The organism is Acinetobacter stercoris (genome assembly GCF_900323515.1).
Classification (GTDB): domain Bacteria; phylum Pseudomonadota; class Gammaproteobacteria; order Pseudomonadales; family Moraxellaceae; genus Acinetobacter; species Acinetobacter stercoris.
This window is the reverse complement of sequence record NZ_OOGT01000019.1, coordinates 1-23,998: the sequence shown is the minus strand read 5'-3', so window position 1 is coordinate 23,998 and position 23,998 is coordinate 1. Positions and strand designations below refer to the sequence as shown.

Annotated in this window: 22 protein-coding genes; 16 read left to right on the top strand and 6 right to left on the bottom strand. The window is 37.9% G+C overall.

Features of this window, described 5'->3' with window-relative positions; genetic code table 11:
- Nucleotides 1-10 precede the first annotated feature (10 nt).
- The 3 genes from KPC_RS03550 (at nt 11) to KPC_RS03540 (ending at nt 3,447) form a co-directional block, all read left to right on the top strand.
- Complete coding sequence (locus KPC_RS03550; protein ID WP_121973039.1) at nt 11-1,213, top strand: 3-oxoadipyl-CoA thiolase; 1,203 nt, start codon at nt 11-13, stop codon at nt 1,211-1,213.
- Nucleotides 1,214-1,252: 39 nt separating this feature from the next.
- The gene (locus KPC_RS03545) at nt 1,253-2,470 is read left to right on the top strand and encodes a CaiB/BaiF CoA transferase family protein (protein ID WP_121973038.1); all 1,218 of its coding nucleotides are present in this window, start codon (nt 1,253-1,255) and stop codon (nt 2,468-2,470) included.
- Between the two features lie 131 nt (nt 2,471-2,601).
- Complete coding sequence (locus tag KPC_RS03540; protein ID WP_121973037.1) at nt 2,602-3,447, top strand: IclR family transcriptional regulator; 846 nt, start codon at nt 2,602-2,604, stop codon at nt 3,445-3,447.
- Nucleotides 3,448-3,673: 226 nt separating this feature from the next.
- On the opposite strand, the gene KPC_RS03535 is transcribed toward KPC_RS03540, so the two are convergent.
- Nucleotides 3,674-4,867 (bottom strand): MFS transporter, encoded by a 1,194-nt coding sequence (locus KPC_RS03535; protein ID WP_121973036.1) that lies wholly within the window; start codon nt 4,865-4,867, stop codon nt 3,674-3,676.
- Nucleotides 4,868-4,909: 42 nt separating this feature from the next.
- Nucleotides 4,910-5,350, bottom strand: coding sequence for a PaaI family thioesterase (locus KPC_RS03530; RefSeq protein ID WP_121973035.1), 441 nt, complete (start codon nt 5,348-5,350; stop codon nt 4,910-4,912).
- A 194-nt stretch (nt 5,351-5,544) separates the two neighbouring features.
- Here KPC_RS03530 and KPC_RS03525 point away from each other — a divergent pair, with 194 nt between their 5' ends.
- Together KPC_RS03525 and KPC_RS03520 are read left to right on the top strand one after the other, a co-directional pair.
- On the top strand, nt 5,545-6,825 hold the full coding sequence (locus KPC_RS03525; protein WP_121973034.1) for a Rieske 2Fe-2S domain-containing protein: 1,281 nt from the start codon (nt 5,545-5,547) through the stop codon (nt 6,823-6,825).
- Nucleotides 6,826-6,872: 47 nt separating this feature from the next.
- Nucleotides 6,873-7,808: a PDR/VanB family oxidoreductase gene (locus KPC_RS03520; protein WP_121973033.1), complete on the top strand. Its 936-nt coding sequence runs from the start codon at nt 6,873-6,875 to the stop codon at nt 7,806-7,808.
- Between the two features lie 20 nt (nt 7,809-7,828).
- Here KPC_RS03520 and KPC_RS03515 read toward each other — a convergent pair whose 3' ends face one another.
- Nucleotides 7,829-8,728: a helix-turn-helix transcriptional regulator gene (locus tag KPC_RS03515; RefSeq protein WP_121973032.1), complete on the bottom strand. Its 900-nt coding sequence runs from the start codon at nt 8,726-8,728 to the stop codon at nt 7,829-7,831.
- A 32-nt stretch (nt 8,729-8,760) separates the two neighbouring features.
- The gene (gene hpaA / locus KPC_RS03510) at nt 8,761-9,654 is read right to left on the bottom strand and encodes a 4-hydroxyphenylacetate catabolism regulatory protein HpaA (RefSeq protein WP_121973031.1); all 894 of its coding nucleotides are present in this window, start codon (nt 9,652-9,654) and stop codon (nt 8,761-8,763) included.
- A 150-nt stretch (nt 9,655-9,804) separates the two neighbouring features.
- Between hpaA and KPC_RS03505 the strand changes: the two genes are divergently transcribed.
- The 9 genes from KPC_RS03505 to KPC_RS03465 all read left to right on the top strand — a co-directional run bounded on the left by KPC_RS03505 (nt 9,805) and on the right by KPC_RS03465 (nt 19,049).
- A complete protein-coding gene (locus KPC_RS03505) occupies nt 9,805-10,464 on the top strand; it encodes a fumarylacetoacetate hydrolase family protein (RefSeq protein ID WP_121973030.1) in 660 nt (219 codons plus the stop codon).
- Nucleotides 10,465-10,467: 3 nt separating this feature from the next.
- A complete protein-coding gene (locus tag KPC_RS03500) occupies nt 10,468-11,226 on the top strand; it encodes a fumarylacetoacetate hydrolase family protein (protein ID WP_121973029.1) in 759 nt (252 codons plus the stop codon).
- A gap of 21 nt (nt 11,227-11,247) precedes the next feature.
- Complete coding sequence (gene hpaE / locus KPC_RS03495) at nt 11,248-12,714, top strand: 5-carboxymethyl-2-hydroxymuconate semialdehyde dehydrogenase (protein WP_121973028.1); 1,467 nt, start codon at nt 11,248-11,250, stop codon at nt 12,712-12,714.
- Nucleotides 12,715-12,800: 86 nt separating this feature from the next.
- Entirely contained in the window at nt 12,801-13,661 is an 861-nt protein-coding gene (gene hpaD / locus KPC_RS03490; RefSeq protein ID WP_121973027.1) for a 3,4-dihydroxyphenylacetate 2,3-dioxygenase, read from the top strand.
- 242 nt (nt 13,662-13,903) lie between these two features.
- Nucleotides 13,904-14,293, top strand: a complete 390-nt coding sequence (locus tag KPC_RS03485) for a 5-carboxymethyl-2-hydroxymuconate Delta-isomerase (RefSeq protein WP_121973026.1) — start codon at nt 13,904-13,906, stop codon at nt 14,291-14,293.
- Between the two features lie 12 nt (nt 14,294-14,305).
- Complete coding sequence (hpaH, locus tag KPC_RS03480) at nt 14,306-15,109, top strand: 2-oxo-hept-4-ene-1,7-dioate hydratase (RefSeq protein ID WP_121973025.1); 804 nt, start codon at nt 14,306-14,308, stop codon at nt 15,107-15,109.
- A gap of 13 nt (nt 15,110-15,122) precedes the next feature.
- Nucleotides 15,123-15,923 (top strand): 4-hydroxy-2-oxoheptanedioate aldolase, encoded by an 801-nt coding sequence (gene hpaI / locus KPC_RS03475; protein ID WP_121973024.1) that lies wholly within the window; start codon nt 15,123-15,125, stop codon nt 15,921-15,923.
- Nucleotides 15,924-15,933: 10 nt separating this feature from the next.
- Entirely contained in the window at nt 15,934-17,382 is a 1,449-nt protein-coding gene (locus KPC_RS03470) for an NAD-dependent succinate-semialdehyde dehydrogenase (protein ID WP_121973023.1), read from the top strand.
- Nucleotides 17,383-17,675: 293 nt separating this feature from the next.
- Nucleotides 17,676-19,049, top strand: a complete 1,374-nt coding sequence (locus KPC_RS03465) for an MFS transporter (RefSeq protein ID WP_121973022.1) — start codon at nt 17,676-17,678, stop codon at nt 19,047-19,049.
- A gap of 152 nt (nt 19,050-19,201) precedes the next feature.
- Here the strand turns inward: KPC_RS03465 and KPC_RS03460 are convergent, their stop codons facing one another.
- On the bottom strand, nt 19,202-20,509 hold the full coding sequence (locus KPC_RS03460) for a PQQ-dependent sugar dehydrogenase (protein WP_121973021.1): 1,308 nt from the start codon (nt 20,507-20,509) through the stop codon (nt 19,202-19,204).
- Between the two features lies 1 nt (nt 20,510).
- On the bottom strand, nt 20,511-20,828 hold the full coding sequence (locus tag KPC_RS03455) for a hypothetical protein (protein WP_228212146.1): 318 nt from the start codon (nt 20,826-20,828) through the stop codon (nt 20,511-20,513).
- Between the two features lie 641 nt (nt 20,829-21,469).
- Here KPC_RS03455 and KPC_RS03450 point away from each other — a divergent pair.
- Both KPC_RS03450 and KPC_RS03445 read left to right on the top strand, forming a co-directional pair.
- Nucleotides 21,470-22,732 carry a p-hydroxyphenylacetate 3-hydroxylase oxygenase component gene (locus KPC_RS03450; protein WP_121973020.1) on the top strand — a complete coding sequence of 421 codons (1,263 nt, stop codon included), beginning with the start codon at nt 21,470-21,472 and terminating at the stop codon, nt 22,730-22,732.
- Nucleotides 22,733-22,813: 81 nt separating this feature from the next.
- Complete coding sequence (locus KPC_RS03445) at nt 22,814-23,758, top strand: p-hydroxyphenylacetate 3-hydroxylase reductase component (RefSeq protein ID WP_121973019.1); 945 nt, start codon at nt 22,814-22,816, stop codon at nt 23,756-23,758.
- Nucleotides 23,759-23,998 lie beyond the last annotated feature (240 nt).

The window sequence follows — 23,998 nt, the reverse complement described above, 5'->3', positions numbered from 1 at the left end:
AAGGCTAAAAATGTTAAATGCTTATATTTATGATGGATTGAGATCTGCTTTTGGTAAACATGCAGGTACGCTTGCAACTGTACGCCCTGATGATCTGGCAGCGGCTGTAATTAGGGCTTTAGTCGAAAAAAATAATCTTCCTAAAGATGCTGTAGATGATGTGATTTTAGGCAATACCAATCAGGCCGGTGAAGATAGTCGAAATGTTGCACGTCACGCTGTTCTTCTTTCTGGTCTGGATGTAAAAACACCTGCTCAAACAGTTAACCGTCTATGTGCTAGTGGTTTAGGAGCAGTGATTGATTCTGCACGTGCGATCACTTGTGGAGAGGGTGATATTTACATCGCCGGTGGTGTAGAAAGCATGTCACGTGCGCCATTTGTTATGGCTAAATCAGAAAAAGCTTTTGGTCGAGATATTAAGGTTTTTGATTCGACTATTGGTGCACGTTTTCCAAACAAAAAAATTGAAGCTGAGTTTGGTGATGACACCATGCCAAAAACAGGCGACAACGTAGCTGTAGAGTTTGGTATTACTCGTGAACAGGCTGATGAGTTTGCATTGGCATCACAGCATAAATTCCAGAAAGCTCAGGAAGAGGGTTTCTTTGATGATGAGATTACCCCGATTAGTGTATCTCAAGGAAAAAAACTCCCACCGATTGAGTTCAATAAAGATGAACATCCCCGTGCCAACAGCAAAATAGAATCACTGAGCAAACTCAAACCTTTATTTGAAGGTGGTGTAGTCACTGCTGGTAATGCTTCGGGTGTAAATGACGGTGCAGCTGCGTTGATCATTGGTTCAGAAGCTGCTGAAAAGATCATCGGTAAAAAGCCAATCGCAAAAATCCTATCTTCAGCAGCAATGGGAATCGAGCCTCGCATCATGGGTGCAGGACCGATTGAAGCGATTAAACTTGCGGTAAAACGTGCAGGTTTAACACTAGATGATATGGATATTATTGAAATTAATGAAGCTTTTGCTTCACAGGTATTGTCATGCCTCAAAGGTTTAAATGTTGATTTTAATGATCCGCGTGTTAATCCAAATGGTGGCGCAATTGCTGTGGGACATCCGCTAGGTGCTTCAGGTGCACGTTTGGCTCTGACTGTTGCACGTGAATTACAACGTCAACAAAAGAAATATGCAGTCATCAGTCTTTGTATTGGTGTAGGACAAGGATTGGCAATGGTAATTGAACGTGTGTAACACACGTTCTTACATGTGTTTTGTTAACTAGGAAAAAATATGGGTGCTTTAGAAGGTGTTCGCGTACTGGACTTGAGTCGAGTATTGGCAGGACCTTGGTGTGGTCAAATCTTGGCAGATTTGGGGGCGGAAGTCATTAAGGTGGAACGTCCCAAACGTGGTGACGATACCCGTTCTTGGGGGCCACCGTGGATGAAAAATGATGCTGGTGAAAACACACATGAAGCAGCCTATTATCAATCAACTAACCGCAACAAGTTGTCAGTAGCGATAGATATTGCATCGCCAGAAGGTCAGGAACTTGTTCGGGCTCTGGCACAAGATTGTGATGTGGTGATTGAAAACTACAAGGCAGGGTCGTTAAAAAAATATGGGCTTGATTACGAGACCTTATCCGCACTCAATCCTCAACTTGTTTACTGTTCTATTACAGGATTCGGTCAAACAGGGCCACGTGCGGAAGAACCAGGCTATGATTTTATTATTCAGGGCATGGGAGGGTTGATGTCCGTTACAGGTGAAAAAGATGATTTGCCTGGTGGGGGACCACAAAAATTAGGCGTAGCATTTTCTGATTTAACTACTGGTTTATATTCAACTATTGCAATTCAAGCCGCACTCTTAAATCGTCATGTTACTGGCTTGGGACAGTATATAGATATGGCACTTCTGGATGTGCAGATTGCTACACTTGCCAATCAGGGTATGAATTATCTGGCATCTGGAAATATTCCAAAAAGATATGGTAATGCACATGCCAATATTGTCCCTTATCAAGTTTTTAAAGGTTCGGATCAGGACTTTATCATCGCATGTGGAAATGATACACAGTTTATCCAGTTATGCAATGCGATCGGTTTACCTGATCTACCAAATGACCCGAAATTTACCAGAAATGCTGATCGGATCAAGCATCGTACTGAAATTACAAGTCTGCTTTCTGATCATTTTGCGACCAAGCCAGCAGAGGAATGGGTTAAAGCAATTCATGCAGTAAAAGTCCCTGTTGGTATGATCAATAACTTGGAGCAGGCATTTCAGGATCCACAGGTTATTGAACGTAATATGCTAGTTCAAATGCAACATCCGGATCGCAAAGATTTAACTGTTATTGGTTCACCGATTAAATTGTCACGTACGCCTGTTGAATATCGCTACGCTCCACCAAAATTAGGTCAGCATACTGATCAAATTTTACAGAGAGTTATCACTTCAGATAAAATTAGTGAATTAAAAGCAAAGGGAATTATTGAATAATCTATTTTTTGATTATTTAATTATATGAAGAAGCAAACAATTAGGTTTGCTTCTTTTTGCTCTAATTACAATAAATAGATTATAATTTTCGCAATGCGAAACATTGTAAAGAATTTGTAGGCGCCAAAAGTATGAGTGATTTGACAGAAACAGAACAAGCCGAAAAATTATTGGCACCTTTAAGACATGAATTATTGCACCCGATTGAGGATATGCAAGATGAAAATGACCGTCAATTTATTACTGCTTTAGCGAGAGGTCTTGAGCTTCTACGTTGTTTTACACCTAAATACCAACATCTGGGTAATCAGGAGCTGTCGCAAATGACGGGACTTCCAAAACCAACGATTACCCGTTTAACCCATACTCTATCGCGTCTCGGTTATATCAAGCAGGTTCCGAACTCAAGTAAATTCCAGCTTTCAGTTGGTGTGCTAGCATTTGGTTATTCGATGCTTTCGAATGTATCTATCCGCTCTATAGCACATCCTTATATGAAGGAACTTGCAGATTATGCAGGTGCTGCGGTGGCGATGGCTGCTCGTGACCGTTTGAACATGATCTATCTTGATGTCGTACAAGGTAAGGGTAATGTTACCATGCGTCGTCAGGTCGGGACTTATTTACCTATTCATCTAAGTTCGATGGGGCGAGCATGCCTGGCAGCAATGCCTGAAGATGAACGTGTTTTTTTACTTGATGCAATACGTGAAAAGAATAAAGATGATTGGTTGAAAATAAGTCGAGATTTAGATAAAGCATTTAAAGATTATCAGGATTTTGGCTATTGTTTCTCGGTGGGTGAATGGCATAAAGACGTTAACTCTGTAGCTGTACCATTATTTCATGAACAGCATGGTTTGATGGTTTTTAACTGTGGGGGACCAAGTTTTATTTTGAGTCGAGAAAAGCTTGAAGAGGACATAGCACCGCGTTTATTACATATGGTAAATAACATTAAAACAGAGATCAGCTAAAGCTGATTTTTGTTTTAAAATAATCGGTAGGATTTTAAATCGGGCTAAATGGCAATCGTGATCTAGATCATCACATTTCTTAGCCGATACTTAACATTTCTTAAAAAATTGGGAAACACGATTTTTATTGCAAGCTGATTTGCAATGTTAACTGCCTCTAATGGCAGTTTTTTAATCAAATGCTTTGCGATGAACCAAAACAATCTATTCACTATGACTAAAGCATTTAATCATGCCGTATGGACTTTATTATATCCGGATTTTGTTTAGCATCATAAATGCATAAAATTAAACAACAAATGGCATAGAACATACCTAAACAGCAAGCTCCTAGCCAGCCAAAATGGCGCCATGCATATATTCCTGTTGTTGTTCCTAGAGATGCACCAAGAAAATAGCCAGTCATATAAATAGCATTAAATCGTGATTTGGCTTGATTACTAAGTTTGTAAACTATACTTTGGTTAGTTACATGTATTGCAGAAAGTGATGAATAAATCGTTACTGTGGCGATGATATAAAAAATAAAATGATAGGTCGTGAAAGCAAATAAAAACCAGCTTAGAATTAAACCAAGTCCACACAGTATAGAAATATGATGAGTATAACCCTGATCAATAAATTTTCCTGAAAAATTAGCTAAAACTGCGCCAATGATACCAACCAGACCAAAAAGTCCAATCGTAAAATCACTGAAATGATAAGGTTCCGGGGCAAGTAAAAGCGACATTGTGGTAAACATGATACTGATACCAGCGAAAGTTAAGCCACCGATATATGCTCGAATCCTCAATCGCTTACTGGTGAGAAAAATCTGCCATAGGGTTTGCATCGTGTGTAAATAACGATCATTTTTTTCAGGTGGAAATCGCCCTAGATTTCGATACAAAATAAATGTGGTGATGAGAAGAATAACGCCACAGATAATATAAATAATATGCCAAGAAAAAAGACTTGAAAGTAAACCAGCCAGAGAGCGAGCTAATAAAATTCCTAGCATTAACCCGCTAATCAGAAAGCCAACGATCCGCCCGCTACTATTAATAGGAGCAAGGCTTGCAGCAAGTGGAATCATGAGCTGTGCAGAACTTGAAAAAAGTCCGGTGATCACCGTACCAAAGAGTAAGATATATAGATTTGAAGAAAATCCACTGATTAATAAACCACTTGCGGCAAGTAACATCATAATAAATAGCAAGCGACGCTTTTCTACAATATCACCTAATGGCATCAAAAAAAGTAAACCACATGCATAGGCTGCTTGTGCAAGAGTAGGAACTAAGGCTATGTTTGTCTCAGATTGTTTTAAATCAAGACTCATTGAATGAATCAAAGGTTGACTAAAATAATTTCCACCTGCACAAATTCCAATAGATACAGCCATTAAAATAATCGTAGGAGTATATACAGAGCTTTTCATGGTTAACTAATTGAGCAGAGATAAATATTAGAAATACTGTTTTTAACGATTTTTAGGAATGACCATTAAAGTTGCTGAACCATAGGCATAAACTTTTTGATTTTCATCTACAATTTTCCCTTCAGTAATCAAAATATTTTTACCCGCATTAATAAGGTTTGCTTCTGCTCTGTAGGTTTTTCCAACTTGTAAAGGGCGAGTCATTTTGACATTTAAATCAATAGTTCCATAACCATAACCAGCTTCTAACACTGTGTGTGCAGCACCACCAGTTGCCATGTCTAGAGCCGTTGCACAAAATCCACCATGAATGCCCCCTTGAATATTCATGTGTCTTTGTTCTGGGGAGACCTCATAAACAATATAGCCTTTTTCAACTTCTATAAGTGTCATGGGAATTGTGGAAGACATAGGAGATGGTGAAATTTGACCATTTTTCAGAGCAGTAAGTAATTCTAAGCCTGATAAGTTTTTGATATCCATGTGCCTTCATTTTCCTTGATCTAGTTTTATTAATTTAACATGAATGATTTAAAAATAAAACAAAGTTTTACTATGCGAAATTAACCCATGTAAAAAATCTCATTTTTAAAAAGTATCATTCGTGATTGTGGTTCTGATGACTGGTCTAAAAACTCATTTATAGTGAAATGAAATTGACAAAGGAGATGTAAATCATGCTTACGTATGAGCAAAACCGATTAATCACAGATGTAAGTGTAGGTACGGCATTAAATAAATACTGGAAAAAATTTTGGATACCTGTATTACGCAGTGCAGCTCTGGAAGTGGACGGTGCACCCAAAAAAGTTGAAATCTTATGTGAAAAATATGTGGCTTTCCGTGGTAATAATGGAAAAGTTGGCTTTTTATACGAAGCATGTCCTCACCGTGGTGTATCACTGGCTATGGGGCGAAATGAAAACAATCGTTTGACTTGTATTTTTCATGGCTGGAGTTTTGATGCTGATGGTCACTGTACGCATATGCCAACAGAAAAAGACCAATCTTTTTGCAGTAAAGTAAAGGGACAAGGATTTCCTGTAAAAGAAGCAGGTGGAATTGTTTGGGTATATTTAGGAGATGGAGAGCCACCTAAATTTAACGACTATGCCTTTACACTCTTGGATGACCAGCATGTAAGGCCAAGGGCTTCATACAATGAAGCAAACTGGTTACAAAACGTTGAAACATTACTTGATTCGGCACATATTAACCTGTTGCATTCAAATACCACCGATAATAAAGGTATTCCACAATATGGTTTACAGCTGACTGCTGGGAATAACACTCCAAAATATACATTTGAGCCACGTCCATATGGTTTACGTTCTTATTCATTAAGAAATAATCCGGATGTGGAGTTAGATAACTTAAGAGTGACAGAATATGTAGCTCCAGGTACGGCTTTTATCGGTACAACTGATGAAGAAGCTGGTTTTGTGATTATTGTTGTGCCAGTAAACAATACCCGTAGCCTACAGTGGTATATTTACTGGGATGAAAGACAGCCAATCAATAATAACCTTCCAGACTTTGCTTTGATGGCAACAGATGAAAGTGATGACAATTTTGCTGCATCACGTCAAGGTACGCCTATGTATGGTCAGGATCGACAAGCAATGAAAGAAGGTAAGAGCTGGTCTGGTATTCCTGGGGTCATTTTTGAAGATTATGCTGTCGCGGAAAGTATTCCTGTTGTGGATCGGACACGCGAATTTTTAGGTAGCGGTGATTTGGCAATCGTTAGAATGCGTAGAGTTTTAATGGAGCGGATCAAACTTGCTGCTGAAGATAAAGAATGTGTCTTCGCTGAAGAAAGTGACTACCGCTCATTACGAGCACTGGCAGACATGATCACTAAAGATACTGATATCAAACAACATACATATGCGAAAGAAGATGCGCGTAGAATCGCACTCTATCCTGAGTCAAATGAACAGAAAACGATTGTTTAAATCGAAGTATATCGTCAAGAAATTTTCTGTTGAATTTGGAGTGTAGTATGCAGCTTTTGAAAGTAAGAGTTAAATCAATTACATATTTGGCTCAGGATATTTTAGGCTATGAGTTTGAAGGTGCGAATGGCCAGACATTACCAGCCTTTACAGCAGGGTCACATATTGATTTACATGTCGAAAATGTTCCGATGCGTAGTTATTCTTTATGCAACAGGTATGTTGACTCTAAAACCTACAGAATAGCCATTTGTAAAGATATAAATAGTCGTGGTGGTTCTATTGGTTACCTGAATAATTTAAAAGCGGGTCAAATCATAGAAATTTCAGCACCACGGAATAATTTTGAATTTCATGGTAAGCAAAACGAGATTGTTTTCATTGCAGGAGGGATTGGCATTACGCCAATCCTGTCCATGATTGAGACAGCTCAAAATCTAAACTGGAAACTTTATTATTTTGCTCGTTCAGAAGATAAATGTGCATTTGCCGAATATTTAGGAAAGACATATCCAGAAAATGTTGAAATTATATTCAGTGATTGTGTTAATAAAATACCTAAACGTGTCGATGATGTATTTAATGATCACTCCAAGACTGCAGAATTTTATTGTTGTGGCCCAGGCAACATGATTGAGGAGTTTAAAAAATTTCACGCTGAATTTCCGAATACTTATTATGAATCATTTGTTGCGGAACATCAGGTTTCAACTGAAAATAGTTATACTGTCGAGCTACGCAAGAGCAATAAATTTATAGAAGTGGTTCAAGGTGAAACTTTACTTGATGCCTTATTGAATAATGGTTGTGATGTGATGAACTCTTGTAGGGAAGGTATTTGCGGTGCTTGTGAAACTTTAGTTCTGGAAGGGGAAGTTGATCATCGAGACTCCATTTTAACTGATGATGAAAAACGGCAAAATAAAAGCATGTTTCCTTGTTGTTCAAGTGCTAAAGGTAAATTTTTAGTATTGGATCTTTAAGTTTTTAAATAACAGGAATATCAGTTGATATCCCTGTTATTGTCTATAAATTGTTTAGGGGACATCCCTACATATTTATTGAAAAGATAATTTAACTTGCTTGGGGTATCTATTCCTGTTTTATTACAAATCAGATGGATTGGATTCCCTTGGATAAGTAAAGACTTTGCCACTTCTAAACGTTTTTGATTCAAAAAGTGATAAGGTGTAGTGCCGAATGTTTTCTTAAATTCACGAAAAAGATGTGAGCGAGAACAGTTCATAGCACTACAAAAATCGTTAATATTAAGTTGCTGTTGATAATTTTGCTCAATGTATTGCTGTAGTTTTCCAACCTGAAAAGAAGTCAAACCACCATTTTCATGTAGCCTATTCAAATTTGTCTGTTTGGACAAATATTGTTTTTGCAGATGCTTGAAACAGTCTAGGTACATTTTAAGAATAAATTGCTTTTTTTCATCCGTGGATGAGTAAGATAGAATCATCCTGAAAAATCCATCTATCCAGTTATCACGGATACCATGTAAATGTTTTTGCACTAATTGTTGAGTTATTTGATCTTTATCTAAATCTAACAAATCATCCCAGAAGTAAAGCTGGGCATAGATCAATTTGTTGTAAATATTCCACTCATAAGCATGCTTGCCATAAATTGAAATTGAATTAAATTTCACATTATTTTGACCAATAACATTATTCCTGACACGAATACTTCCTGAGATGTGGTAGCTCAGGCATATTTCATGTAAAAAAGGTTCAACGACTTTGGCATTTTGGCTCTCCCATATGGCAAATAATGGTTTGTCCTGATGAAAAATTGCTTCAATCAAACGATTATTCGGGTTTGCCTGAATAGCTTCAAAGGCGTTTATACCTTCACTTTTGACCAATAATGATTGATCTTGATATAAGTTTTTCATTGGTTTTTCATTGGTTTTTCATTCTATTATTCTTATCCATTTTCCTGAAAATGGTTTTGCCTGTATTCGGAAGGGCGCATGCCAGCATTACGCTGAAAAAAACGGCTAAAATAAGCTGGGTCTTTAAATCCAAGCTGATAACAGATCGTGTTGATTGCTGTGTCTGAAAAAATCAATAAGCGTTTGGCTTCCTGCATTTGCCGATCATATATCAATTTTTTTGAAGAAATATCAGCGAGTCGACGGCATATCTCATTGAGACGGGTTTCTGTAACTGCAAGTTGCTCAGCATATTGTGCAAGTGACCAGTGTTGATCATAATAGGTTTCAATTAATTCATTAAATTTCCTGAAAATAGCCAAATCATGTCCTGCATTTTTTACTCGTTGAGGAACTGCTTCGGCTAGGCGCATAACTTGAAGGAAAATAAGATTGACTAAACTTTTTAGTGCAAACATTTTTGCCTGTTTATTGGTTTCAAATTCAAGTTTTAACTCAGTTAGATAAGTCTCAAGTAAAACAAGTTCCTTTAAATAAGATTCACTTAATTGTGCGGAATGTAAACAGATTGGATCTATATGTTGAACCTTGAGATCGACCTGTAAAAGAGGCCATACAATATTTTGCTGAATTGTGACCACATGACCCTCACACCCAGGATCTGTGATAAAAGAATGTGGTACTGATGGTGGGGTTAGAAAAAAAGCAGGGGCATGACAAATATATTTGACATCATCCAGAAAAACCCGAACAGTACCCTTAGTAAAAAAATGGATTTGAAAAAAACGGTCATGTCGGTGTGGGGGCATATTCATGCCAAAAAAATTTGCCAGTTTCGCCTGAGCTTCATAATGGATTTCCTCACCTGCATAGCGTTGGTCATAAACTTCAACCATATGTAAGTTTGGAATAATTTCTGTTTTCATACCTTCGCATCCATGAAAAGTATAATTTTTTGTATCATAACTTAAAAAGTGCTTGCTTTTAGTTATGATGTTAACTATAAAGTTAATATATTAACTAATTTATGAAAAGTCTAGTCAGGAATGACAAGATTGAAAAGTAGAGAGTATCAGATGAGCACATCACAAGAGATTGATACACAAGGAAATATATTTGGTATTGCCTTGAATTATAAGGGATTGTATGAATCACTGAAAGAGCAGTTTAAGCATAAACCTTATGTAAAAGAACCTGTTAAGCCTGTTTTATTTATCAAAACACCTAATACCAGAAATGCGTCTGGGCAAAATGTCTATAAGCGTTCAGGAGAAATATTACAGGCTGGGCCAGCTGTTGGTGTTGTTATTGGCAAAAGTACCAGTCGTGTCAAAAAAAATGATGCTTTAGATCATATTTCAGGCTATGTGGTTATTAATGAATTAAGCTTACCAGAAGATAGTTACTATCGACCTGCCATTAAAGCAAAATGCCAAGATGGCTTTTGTGTCCTCGGAAAGGCTGTTGCTAAGGAACAGGTTCAAAATATTGAAAATCTGGAATTACGAGTTTATGTCAATGGTGAATTGAAACAGACAGGTAATACATCGGACTGGGTTCGTACACCTGAACAGATTATTGAAGAAATTTCGGATTATATGCCATTAAACGAGGGCGATATTATTATCACCGGAACACCGCTTGGTCGTGTTGATTTAAACGATGGTGATGTTGTACGTATTGATATCGATCAGCTTGGCTACGTTGAAAATACGATCAGGGAAGAAGGGGTTTAAATCATGAAATCTGCACGTATACGTCATAACGGCGAAATATTTCAGGTAGAAGTAGTTGATGATTTAAATCTAAGACTGCCTGATGGCACCGTATTAAAAGAACAAGATGTAGAATGGTTGCCACCTGCAACTGGAACAATGTTTGCGTTAGGTCTGAATTATGCTGACCATGCTCGTGAACTTGCATTTGAGCCACCAAAAGAACCCCTTATTTTTATAAAAGCACCAAATACATTTACAGGGCACAATCAGCAAACATGGCGCCCAGATAATGTGGACTATATGCATTATGAATGTGAACTGGTTGCTGTGATTGGTAAAACTGCCAAAAACGTCAAACGTGAAAATGCTCTTGAGTATGTTGCGGGTTATACCTTGTGTAACGATTATGCAATTCGGGATTATCTAGAAAATTATTATCGTCCAAATTTGAGAGTGAAAAACCGTCATTCGACTACACCTGTTGGACCATACATCATCGATACGGCATCTGTGCCTGAACCTAATAATCTGGTGCTCAAAACATGGGTTAATGGTGAACTTCGTCAGGAAGGCACTACGGCTGACATGATTTTTAATGTGCCGTTTCTGATTGAATATATTTCTTCATTCATGACATTAAATCCAGGTGACATGATCGCTACTGGTACACCTGAAGGGTTATCGGACGTCATACCAGGTGATGAAGTTGTTGTGGAAATCGAAGGTATTGGCAAGTTGCGTAATTTTATTGTGTCTGAAAAAGAATTTTTTGCAAATTGATCATCTAAAGGGAATTTGGAAATGAACGTAATTAAACATTGGATCAATGGTAAAGAAGTAGAAAGTACGGAAACCTTTACTGATTATAATCCTGCGACGAATCAGGCGATTTGCGAAGTTGCAAGTGGTGGACAAAAAGAAATTGATCTTGCTGTAGCAGCAGCTAAGACAGCAGCACCAAAATGGGCAAAAACACCTGCAAAAGAGCGTGCTAAATTAATGCGCCGCTTAGGTGATTTGATTGACCAGAATGTTGCAAAAATTGCTGAACTGGAAACGCTGGATACAGGTTTACCAATTCATCAGACTAAAAATGTACTGATCCCACGTGCTTCACATAACTTTAATTTCTTTGCTGAAGTCTGCACCCGAATGAATGGTCATTCGTATCCAGTAGATGACCAAATGTTAAATTATACGTTGCATCAGCCTGTGGGTGTTTGTGGTCTTGTTTCGCCATGGAATGTGCCATTCATGACTGCAACATGGAAAACTGCACCTTGTTTGGCATTAGGTAATACAGCTGTTCTGAAAATGTCGGAACTGTCACCTTTAACAGCGAATGAACTTGGTCGTTTGGCTTTGGAGGCCGGTATTCCAGAAGGAGTATTTAATGTTGTTCAAGGATTTGGTGCAACGGCTGGAGATGCTTTGGTTAAACATCCTGATGTCCGTGCGATTTCTTTCACAGGGGGAACATTGACGGGTCGCAAGATCATGGCAAGCGCGGGAATAAAAAAATATTCAATGGAGCTAGGTGGTAAATCTCCTGTGATTATTTTTGATGATGCGGATCTTGAACGTGCTCTGGATGCAGCTTTATTTACGATCTTCTCTCTTAATGGTGAGCGTTGCACAGCAGGTAGCCGTATTTTTATCCAGGAAACGGTATATGATGAGTTTGTAAAAGAATTTGCACGTCGAGCTAAGAATATTATTGTAGGTGATCCTCAAGACCCGAAAACTCAAGTGGGTTCAATGATCACTAAAGCGCATTATGATAAAGTGACTGGCTATATCAAAATCGGGATTGAAGAAGGCGCAAATCTGGTTGCAGGTGGTCTTGAGCGCCCAGCAAATTTACCTGAACATTTAAAAAATGGTCAATTTATTCAACCGACCGTATTTGCCGATGTTGATAATCGTATGCGTATTGCGCAAGAAGAAATTTTCGGGCCAGTGGTTTGTTTGCTGAAATTTAAAGATGAAGAAGATGCGTTACGTTTAGCAAATGATGTTGAATATGGTTTGGCTTCGTATATCTGGACCAGTAATATTGGTAAAGCACATCGTTTAGCTGCCGGTATTGAGGCAGGAATGGTATTTATTAATAGCCAAAATGTACGTGATCTACGTCAGCCATTTGGTGGTGTTAAAGCGTCTGGGACAGGACGCGAAGGTGGTGAATATAGTTTTGAAGTGTTCACCGAACTGAAAAATGTCAGTATTTCAATGGGGTCACATCATATACCAAAATGGGGTGTTTAATTTTCCCTTAGGATGAAGGCTATTGTTTTTTTAAGTGCAATAGCCTTGCTGGATGTGAAAATAAAAATTGTTTCAGGAAGAAAATTATGGGTAAGTTAGCTTTAGCGGCAAAAATAACACATGTTCCTTCGATGTATTTATCTGAACTCCCTGGTCCGCAAAACGGCTGTCGTAAGAAGGCAATTGAAGGACACCATGAAATTGGTCGTCGTTGCCGTGAATTAGGTGTAGACACCATCGTTGTCTTTGATAGTCACTGGTTAGTCAATAGTGCTTTCCATATCAATTGTGGTGAACATTTTCAAGGTATTTATACCAGTAATGAGCTTCCACATTTTATTAAAGATATGGAATATGATTACGATGGCAACCCTGAATTTGGGCAATTGATGCAAGAAGAAATTGCCAAAACAGGTATTCGTGTACAGGCACACAACATCAAAAGCCTGGAACTGGAATACGGAACTCTAGTTCCCATGCGTTATATGAATCAGGATAAGCATTTTAAAGTAGTTTCTGTTTCTGCCTTTTGTACATCACATGAGCTTGAGGACAGTAAAAAGTTTGGTGAGGGTTTATTAAAAGCGATTGAACGCTATGAGGGGACGGTTGCCATTTTTGCTAGCGGTTCACTTTCACATCGTTTTATCTGGGATCGGGAAGCCTCAAGAGGAATGGACTCTTATACTCGTGAATGGGATCGTCAAGTGGATAAGCATGTTGTTGGAATGTGGGAACGTGGCGAATGGGCAGAGTTTGTGGCAATGTTGCCAGAATATGCTGAGTACTGTTTTGGTGAAGGTGGTATGCATGACACTGCCATGTTACTTGGTGCTCTGGGCTGGGATAAATACAATAAATCTGTTGAGATTATTACACCCGCATTTCCAAGTTCGGGGACTGGGCAGATTAATGCAATATTCCCTTTGCCTGATCAGTTGAAATAATTTTAAAAAATTAGTCTCACTGAGCCTCCCTTTATTCAAGGGAGGAGCGCAGCAAATCTGATTTTTATTTAATACACAGCCTTTCCCACTTTGGAAAAGAGATGAGAGCGATGGATTTCTTTACAGGTTTTCTACGGTATTAGATTGGAATTGGTATTTTTTAGTTTATGGGGCTTATGTTTAGGAAAATGAGCTGATTAAGATATTCAGAATATATCCAATATTAAATAAGGAGATTTCTTATGCCACATTTTATCGCTGAATATAGTGCAAATCTGGAAGATTCTGTCGATTTTCAGGATTTATTTGAACAAGTGAATAATTTTCTGGGTGGTACAGGGGTCTTCCCTTTGGGTGGCATCCGTAGTCGTGCAATCCGAATGGATAAGTATCGCGTGGCAGATGCAAAGCATGATTATGCTTTTGTTCATATGACACTTAAAGTGGGTTCTGGGCGCGATCTTGAAACACGTAAAAAAGTCGCTACAGAACTATTTGAAATTATTGAAAGATTTTTCAAAGCCTTAAAAGATCAGCGTTTATTGGCAATCTCATTTGAAATGACGGAACTTGATCCTGTACTGAATTTCAAATCAAATAATATTCACCAGTTTTTAAAAGCGAATAACTAAAAGGATTTAGAGATGTTAGATAAAGCTAAAATTCAGGAACTGGCTTTACAGTTAGATCAGGCAGAAAAATCTGGGCAACAAATCCGTCAATTTTCACTGCAATATCCAGAGATTACCATTGAGGATGCCTACGAAATCCAGAAAGCGTGGGTAGCACACAAAATTGCAGAAGGTCGCAAACTCGTAGGTCATAAAATAGGTCTGACATCAAGGGCAATGCAGGTTTCATCTAATATTACTGAACCTGATTATGGTTCATTGCTTGATGATATGGTCTTTCAGGAAGGTTCTGATCTTCCAATGTCACGTTTTATTGTGCCCCGTGTTGAAGTTGAATTGGCTTTTATACTTGGAAAACCACTTTCGGGTCCGAACTGTACGATTTTTGATGTGCTTGATGCAACAGATTATGTGATTCCTGCGGTTGAAATAATTGATGCCCGTTTACATAATGTTGATCCTGAAACACAAATTACCCGTAAAGTTTTCGATACAATTTCAGATAATGCTGCAAATGCCGGTATTGTTTTAGGTGGTCGTCCAATTAAACCGACCGATATCGATTTGCGCCGTGTTCCTGCAATTTTATATCGAAATGGTGTAATTGAAGAATCTGGTGTATCGGCAGCAGTGTTAAATCACCCAGCAAAAGGTGTAGCATGGCTTGCTAATAAGTTGCATCCTTATGGGGTAACTTTACAGGCTGGACAAATTATTTTAGGTGGCTCATTTACTCGTCCAGTTGCAGCAAAAGCAGGTGATACTTTCCATATTGATTATGATCAATTAGGTTCTATCGCATTCCGTTTTGTTTAGGGTAGCAAGACACATGAAAAATCCAACCAATCACTTTAAAAAGAAACTAAAAACTGAACAGCAAATTGGCATGTGGGTTGGGCTAGCGAATGCCTACTGTGCTGAAATAGCCGCAAATGCTGGTTATGACTGGCTGTTGATCGATGGTGAACATGCGCCAAATGATGTAAAAAGTATTTTAGAACAATTACAGGCTGTCGCACCTTATGCGAGTCAGGCTGTTGTGCGACCTGTTATCGGTGATGTTAATTTAATCAAGCAATTGTTGGATATTGGTGCGCAGACTTTACTCATTCCAATGGTGGAAACAGCTGAACAGGCTGAACTCATGGTTCGGGCAACACAGTATCCACCTGAAGGTATCCGTGGTGTCGGCTCAGCTCTGGCACGTGCTTCACGTTGGCAAAACATTGCGGATTATCTGGATACGGCAAGTGATGAAATCTGTGTATTGGTACAGATTGAATCAAAAAAGGGGTTGGAAAATCTGGATGCAATACTGGCAGTAGATGGTATTGATGGTATTTTCATTGGTCCTGCTGATTTGTCAGCTGCACTTGGATTTCGTGGTAATCCTGCCCATCCTGATGTGCAAAAAATTATCGTGGATAGTATAAACAAAATCCGAAAAGCAGGAAAAGCAGCCGGAATATTGTCGGCGGATGAAAAACTGGCTCGTACATATCTGGATTTGGGTACGGAATTTGTTGCTGTTGGTGTCGATACCAGTTTGCTGATGAAATCAATGAAACAGTTACTGGGTAAATATAAACAAGTCGATGAAGTCGTATCACAAAATCCAAGTGTTTATTAAGGCGAAAGAAATGCAACTCAATAATCCGGAACTTTTAAAACTACAGGTTTTTATCAATGGGCAATGGTTAAGTGCTGATGACGGGCAAACTTTCCAGGTTACAAATCCAGCAACAGATGAAGTCATTGCACAAGTACCTTCTGTAACGACCAAACAAGTTGAAAATGCAGTAGAAGCAGCAGAACAGGCATTACAGTCATGGAAGCTGACTACAGCTAAAGAACGCTCTGCATTACTGAAAAAATGGTATCAGCTAATTGTAGAAAATCAGGAAGATCTTGCAGTTATACTCAGTACAGAGCAAGGAAAATCAATGACCGAAAGTCGTGGTGAAATCCTGTATGGTGCAAGTTTCATAGAGTGGTTTGCTGAAGAGGCTAAGCGTACTTATGGTGATGTTATTCCGCATGACAAGCAAGGGCGACGTCTGGTTGTAATTCGTCAACCAGTGGGTGTTGTGGCTGCGATTACACCTTGGAACTTTCCGAATGCCATGATTACCCGTAAAGTTGGACCTGCTTTAGCAGCAGGTTGTACGGTTATTATTAAACCAGCTTCCGAGACTCCACTTTCTGCTTTAGCCTTGGTTGCATTAGCTGAAAAAGCAGGTATACCAAAAGGTGTGGTGAATGTCGTTACTGGAAGTGCTAAAGATATTGGTGCTGTACTGACTGGGCATCCTTTAGTACGTAAGGTATCTTTTACAGGTTCTACTCAGATTGGCAAATTACTCATGCAACAATGTTCTTCGACTATGAAGAAAATCAGCATGGAATTAGGGGGGAATGCGCCATTTATTGTCTTTGAAGATGCCAACCTGGATCGTGCGGTCGAGGGTGCAATTGCTTCTAAATTCCGTAATAGCGGTCAAACCTGTGTATGCACTAACCGGATATTGGTGCATCAAAATGTTTATGAAGAATTTGTATCAAAGTTAGCTGAAGCAGTTTCTAAGTTAAAAGTTGCACCAGCCTTTGAACAGGGGGCTGAGCAAGGTCCGCTCATCAATGAAAAAGCTGTAGAAAAAATTCAGGAACATATACAAGACGCAGTATCCAAAGGTGCAAAAATTGTTTTAGGTGGTAAACGCCATGCATTGGGTCACACATTCTTTGAACCTACAGTTTTAGCTGATGTAACGGCAGACATGATCGTTGCCAAAGATGAGACATTTGGTCCATTAGCGCCTGTATTTAAATTTTCGAGTGAAGAAGAAGCGATACATCTGGCAAATGATACGGAATTTGGTTTAGCTTCATACATCTATACAGAAAGTTTGAGCCGTGCATGGAGAGTAGGGGAAGCACTTGAGTATGGTATGGTTGGGATTAATGAAGGATTGATTTCTACTGAAGTTGCACCATTTGGTGGAATTAAAGAATCTGGCTGCGGTAGGGAAGGTTCTAAATATGGTATTGAAGATTACCAAGAGCTGAAATATTTGTGTATGGGAATCTAAATACTTTTGAATAGGTAAGTATGCTGATCACTTACCTATTCTATAATTTACAGCACAGTGTTTTTTTGAATAAAACTTGTACAAATATAGTTAATATGTTAAATAAATGTAATGTATTTTGTTGTGACAGGAATAATTCGGAGAGCTATATAAATTAAATTTTATATATCTGAAGATTAAGTGTTTTTATATAGTTAATATATTAATAAATGGGCTTGATTTTAAAAAAGTTAAGGGTTGAGCCTGTTTAACGCAACAGAAATGGAAATGACTTCCATGTTTTGGAGAAGGAAATGACAACAAGCGTAAGCGTTGCTCCAACTGATAAATTAAGTGCGGATGAACGGAAAGTTGCCTTTGCAACTATTATTGGTACTACTGTTGAGTGGTATGATTTTTTTATTTATGCAGCTGCGGCTGGACTCGTATTTAAACAATTGTTTTTTTCACCAGCAGGTAATGCGCTGGGTACCTTGTTGGCATTTGCTACTGTTGGACTAAGTTTTTTATTTAGACCACTAGGCGCATTTTTAGCAGGACATTTTGGTGATAAATATGGTCGCCGTGTAGTGCTGGTCATGACACTGGTTTGTATGGGACTATCTACAGCATTGATCGGCCTTTTACCAACCTATGAAAGTATCGGAATTTTGGCGCCGATTCTATTGCTTTTTTTGAGAATTTTACAAGGGCTTTCAGCGGGTGGGGAATGGGGCGGCGCAGTATTAATGGCCGTTGAGCATGCACCAACACATAAACGTGGACGATTCGGTTCATTCCCGCAAATTGGGGTACCTCTTGGGCTATTACTGGCTTCAGCAATGTTTGCATTAATGAGTGGTGTTATTGCACCTGGTGATGCCTTTATTGAATGGGGATGGCGTATCCCATTTTTATTCAGCATTGTACTTTTGTTTGTGGGACATTGGATTCGTCGGACAGTAGAAGAAAGCCCTGTATTTGAGGAAATCAAAGAACGTAAATCAGCGTCAAAAACACCGATTATTGATCTGTTTAAAAATCATAGTACTTTAGTGATTTTATCTGCTCTACTTTTTGCTGGGAATAGTGCTGTAGGCTATATGACTACTGGTGGTTTTATTCAGAATTATACGACAGACATTAATGGTCCATTGCATTTACCAAGAACACCTATTTTGATTAGCGTGACGATTTCAGCCGCAGTATGGCTACTCTTTACCTGGATTTCTGGCGGTTTATCTGACAAAATTGGTCGTAGAAAAACTTATATTTTAGGATGGTTCATCCAGCTTGTGGGTGTTATTGCTTTATTCCCTTTAGTGAATATGGGAACAATCTTTTCTGTATCCATTGGTTTATGTCTTTTATCTGTAGGTATTGGCATGACTTATGGAGCACAGTCCGCTTTTTATTCTGAACTTTATCCAGCTTCTATTCGTTTTTCTGGCGTATCTATTTCATATGCACTCGGAGCAATTTTGGGTGGAGCATTTTCACCAATGATTGCCTCTTGGTTAGTAAATACAACTGGGACTACGAGTAGCGTTGCAATTTATCTTGCTGGCATGACCTTGATCGGACTATTTGCGACTCTTTCCTTACGTGATCGTACAGGGATTCCGCTCGGGCCTGATCATGAAGCCGAACAATTGGTCTCTCCAATTGCATGGAAAAAAAATTTTTAAAGTAAGAAAACAAAAGCCAGTATAAATTACTGGCTTTTGTTTTCTGATAAAAGATTATTCAGAGAGAAAATTGTGATGAAGCAGGTTAAGTTAAGTCATATCTCATATTTACCATTTCAATCTGAATCTAGGATTGTAAAAATTTCATTTGATTAAAGGGAAGACACTCTCCAGATCGTATTACCTACATCGTCAGCGATAAGCAAAGCTCCTGATTTATCTTCAGTTAAGCCAACTGGTGCGCCATATAACGATTTTTCATCCTTGGCAAAGAAACCACTTACGATTGTCACTGGTAGACCATTAGGCTTTCCATCTACAAATGGGATGAAGATAACATCATAGCCATTTAAAGGATCTCTATCCCAGCTCCCATGATTACTGACAAATGCACCATTTTTATATGGATCGGGTAATTGAATATTTTCCGTTGCGAACCATAATCCCAAAGGTGCAGCATGTGAACTTAAAGCATAATCAGGCTTTATTGCTTTTGCGACTAGATCGGGACGTTGCGGCTGTACTCTATCATCAATGTGCTGACCAAAATAACTATAAGGCCAACCATAGAAACCTTTTTCTTGCACTGAAGTTAAATAATCAGGGACTAAACTATCACCAATTTCGTCACGCTCATTAACAATCGTCCATAATTTACCAGTTGAAGGTTCCCATTGGATTCCTGTTGGATTTCTAAGACCACTGGCATAAATTCGACTTGCTCCTGTGAGGGTATCAACTTCTAAAATAGTTGCACGTCTATATTCAACTTCCAAACCATTTTCAGTGATATTACTGTTTGAACCAACACCAACATACAGTTTTTTTCCATCTTTACTTGCCAGTAAAGCTTTTGTCCAGTGATGATTAATAGTGCTTGGTAAATCAGCCAGTTCAGTACCAGAGTCTGTAATTTTTGTTGCATCTTTAGGGTAATGAAATTTCATGATATTACCCGTGTTTGCAACATACAGTGAGTCTCCAATCAGTTGCACCCCAAAAGGAGAGTGCAGATTATTCAGGAAGTCATATTTTTTCCATTGACCATTTGCTTCCAGTCTTAACAGGGTAATCTTGTTACCGCCTTTACCTGCTTTTCCTGAAAGTCCTTTGACTTTGTTTGCAATATATTGTTTAGGTGTGGTAATGGCTTCTTCACCAGGATCATTTGATTCCACGACCAGAATATCCCCGTTAGGTAAGGTATAAAGTTGTCGTGGATGTTCTAATTGATCAGCAATTTTCTCAATTTTCAATCCTGAGGCGACAGTTGGCACTTGATTTTTTTTCCATCCTACTCCTTTAGGGACTTTCATCGGTGGAACAAGGAAATTTCGTGTTTTAGGTAATTGTGGATCTGCACCATATTGAAGTTTTGGATCGACTGGATTACCGCCAGTGCATGCAGATAATTCAAGAACAGCTAAACTTATGAAGAGGTATTTATATAATATTTTCATTTTATTCTCCAACCAGTTTATTGTTCATACTGCTTGCCTGATAAATGTAATGTAAGCCAATGAGTACGACTGTTATGATTGAGAGAATGACGTTGGCAGGAGCAATGGCAAAAGCATCCCGACTATGTATAAATGCATTAAATGTTGCAGCTATAATGGCAAATCCGTATAGCCAGAATCCGGAAATATCTACTCTACGTTGAGCGGTAACAGGTCTAAACCATACATAAAATAAATTAATTAAACGGGGGATGATTGATAGGATTAAACCTAAAGTAATAAACCCAACTTGCTGCCTTGGCCCAAAATATCTGTGCACTGTTATTGTAAAATATATCAAAAATCAAACCGGCAATAAAAAAACCAAATGGTATAGGATTCAATAACATATATATGGCATATAGTACGCCAGATCGCTGGTTCTGTTTATCCATATAGACCTCACTTTTGAGATAGAGTAATGATTTTTACTAAAAGATCTAAAATTACAGATTGGTAAGTTAATTAATTAACTATGATCTTTATCTGAGAATTATTTAGTTTTATTTTATAATGAGATTTGTTGTTGTTTTTTTAAGCATATTCTGGAAATAGCTTATCGTAATTATTGAGTGATTTAAGATACTAAAAATTATTAGATCAATTGTTATGATTTAGGATGAAAATTAACTTTTTTATTTATCTAAATGAATAATATACAGAGGTTATAAGTATTGAATTTTTTCATTTGTTATTTAAGTGATTGTATTTTAATTATTATTTTATAATAGGTTTAATTTTAATAGTATGTGGAAATACAGTATTGTGATTCAATTTTTTTCAATGAAAAGTACAATTTTAAATCTGAAAAGTGCATTAACGATCAACATTAAATAATGAATAATAAATTCAATCTCTAAAAAATCAACATTAGACAAGATGTCTATAAAAATGGATTTAATTTTAAAAGGATGAATTTAAATGGAAAATACTATTTCAAATCGTAGTGATCTACATGCATACCACTCAAATGATAACTTCAATGCTGCTGTTTATACAGAGGCTTCATCACCATTGATTAGTACAAAGTCTATGCTAGACAAAGTAAAAGATATATTGCCACAAATTGCTGCCAACGCTGAGAATGCAGAACAGCTACGAAAAGTACCTGATGAGAATATTGCACTTTTAAAAAATATCGGTTTACACAAGGCTTTTCAACCTAAAGTTTATGGTGGATTGGAAATGAGTTTGCCAGAGTTTGCGGACTGCATTGTAACTTTAGCAGGTGCATGTGCAGGTACAGCTTGGGCATTCAGTTTACTGTGTACGCATAGTCATCAGATTGCAATGTTTAGTAAACAACTACAGGATGAAATCTGGCTTACAAATCCAGATGCTACTGCGAGTAGTTCTATCGCACCTTTCGGGAAAGTTCAGGAAACAGAAGGTGGTGTGATTTTAAATGGAGAATATGGCTGGAGTAGTGGTTGTGACCATGCAGAATACGCTATTGTAGGCTTTAATCGCTTTGATGCAGAAGGAAATAAAATTTATTGCTTTGGTGTTATACCTCGAAGTGATTATGAAATTGTCGATAACTGGTTTGCTCAGGGAATTAAGAGTAGTGGATCTAAACAACTCAAGTTGGTCGATGTTTTTATCCCTGAATATCGTATTTCTAAAGCTAAAGATATGATGGAAGGAAAGTCTGCTGGATTTGATTTATATCCTGATTCAAAAATTTTCTATTCTCCTTACCGACCTTATTTTGCAAGCGGCTTTGCGGCAGTGAGTTTAGGTGTAGCTGAGCGTATGGTGGAAGCATTTAAAGAAAAACAAAGAAATCGTGTTCGCGCTTATACAGGTGCCAGTGTGGGGCTTGCAACACCAGCACTTATGCGAATCGCTGAGTCTACCCATCAGGTTGCAGCAGCACGTGCATTTTTAGAAAAAACATGGCAAGACCACAAGACTCATGGTGAAAATAAACAATATCCAAGTGCTGAAACTTTAGCCTTTTGGCGTACCAATCAAGCCTATGCTGTGAAGATGTGTATAGAAGCTGTTGACCGTTTAATGGCTGGCGCTGGCGCGACTAGTTTTCTTGACAGCAGTGAATTACAACGATTATTCCGCGATTCACATATGACTGGCGCACATGCTTATACGGATTATGATGTTTGTGCACAAATTTTAGGACGTGCTGTCATGGGAATGGAAGCTGATCCAACAATGGTTTAAGACCTCGGATCAAAATAAGCTGATTCAGAATTACGCTATGAATCAGCTTAATGAGAAATAGAATATGACAGGGAGTCGAAAATGAATAGTCTAAATAAATTTGAATTTGGTGAAAAGATAGATGCAAAAGCTTTCCGCCGTGCGCTTGGTAATTTTGCAACAGGCGTGACGATTATGACGGCACAAAATGCTGTGGGTGAAAAGGTTGGTGTTACCGCAAACAGTTTCAATTCTGTATCACTAGACCCAGCATTAATTTTATGGAGTATTGATAAAAATTCATCCAGTTTTCGTATATTTGAAGAGTCTACACATTTTGCTGTAAATATTCTTTCAGCAGCACAAATTGAGCTTTCCAACAAATTTGCCAAAAGAGGTGAAGATAAGTTTGCAAATGTTGAATTTGATTTAGGTGATACAAATACACCATTATTCAAAAATTGTTCCGCTGCATTCGAATGTGAAAAATACAACATTATTGAAGGAGGAGATCACTGGATTATTCTCGGTAAAGTTGTGAAATTTCATGATCATGGACGATCACCGCTTTTGTATCATCAGGGAGCATATTCTGCTGTATTACCGCATCCAAGCTTAAATATAAAGCCAGAAAAAGGAGAAGATATTTTCCCTGGAAAGCTTTATCACAATATGTACTATTTATTAACGCAAGCAGTCAGAGCATATCAGAACGATTACCATCCAAAGCAGCTAGCCAGTGGATTTCGTACCAGTGAAGCACGTTTACTATTGGTTTTAGAAAGTAAAACGGCGACCTGCAAAGATGATTTATTACGTGAAGTTGCAATGCCAATTCGTGAAATTGATCAGGCAACCGAAATTTTGGCTCAAAAAGGCTTGTTAATAGATACTGGCAATGCTTATGAATTGACAGAAAATGGAAATAAGGCAGCTTTGATGTTATACAATATTGCAGAAAGTCATCAGGAAGAAATCTTTTCAAAATATAGTTCGCAAGAACGAGAGTTATTTAAAAAGATGTTGAAAGATTTAATTGGAATATAACAATTAAATTTTGCTCATTATTTATAAATTCAATACTTTATCCAATGACAAATTACCTTGTGATATTCTGGTGTGAATTGCATGTAACTGAATTATAAATCATTAGTATAGACTCGAAGCAGAATGTATTATCTGCTTCATTATATTGCAACCACATAAGGTTTGTCTTTTAACGCTTTTTTATAAAAACCAATAATTTTACTTTAAAATTTTATAAAAACCAATAATTTTACTTTAAAA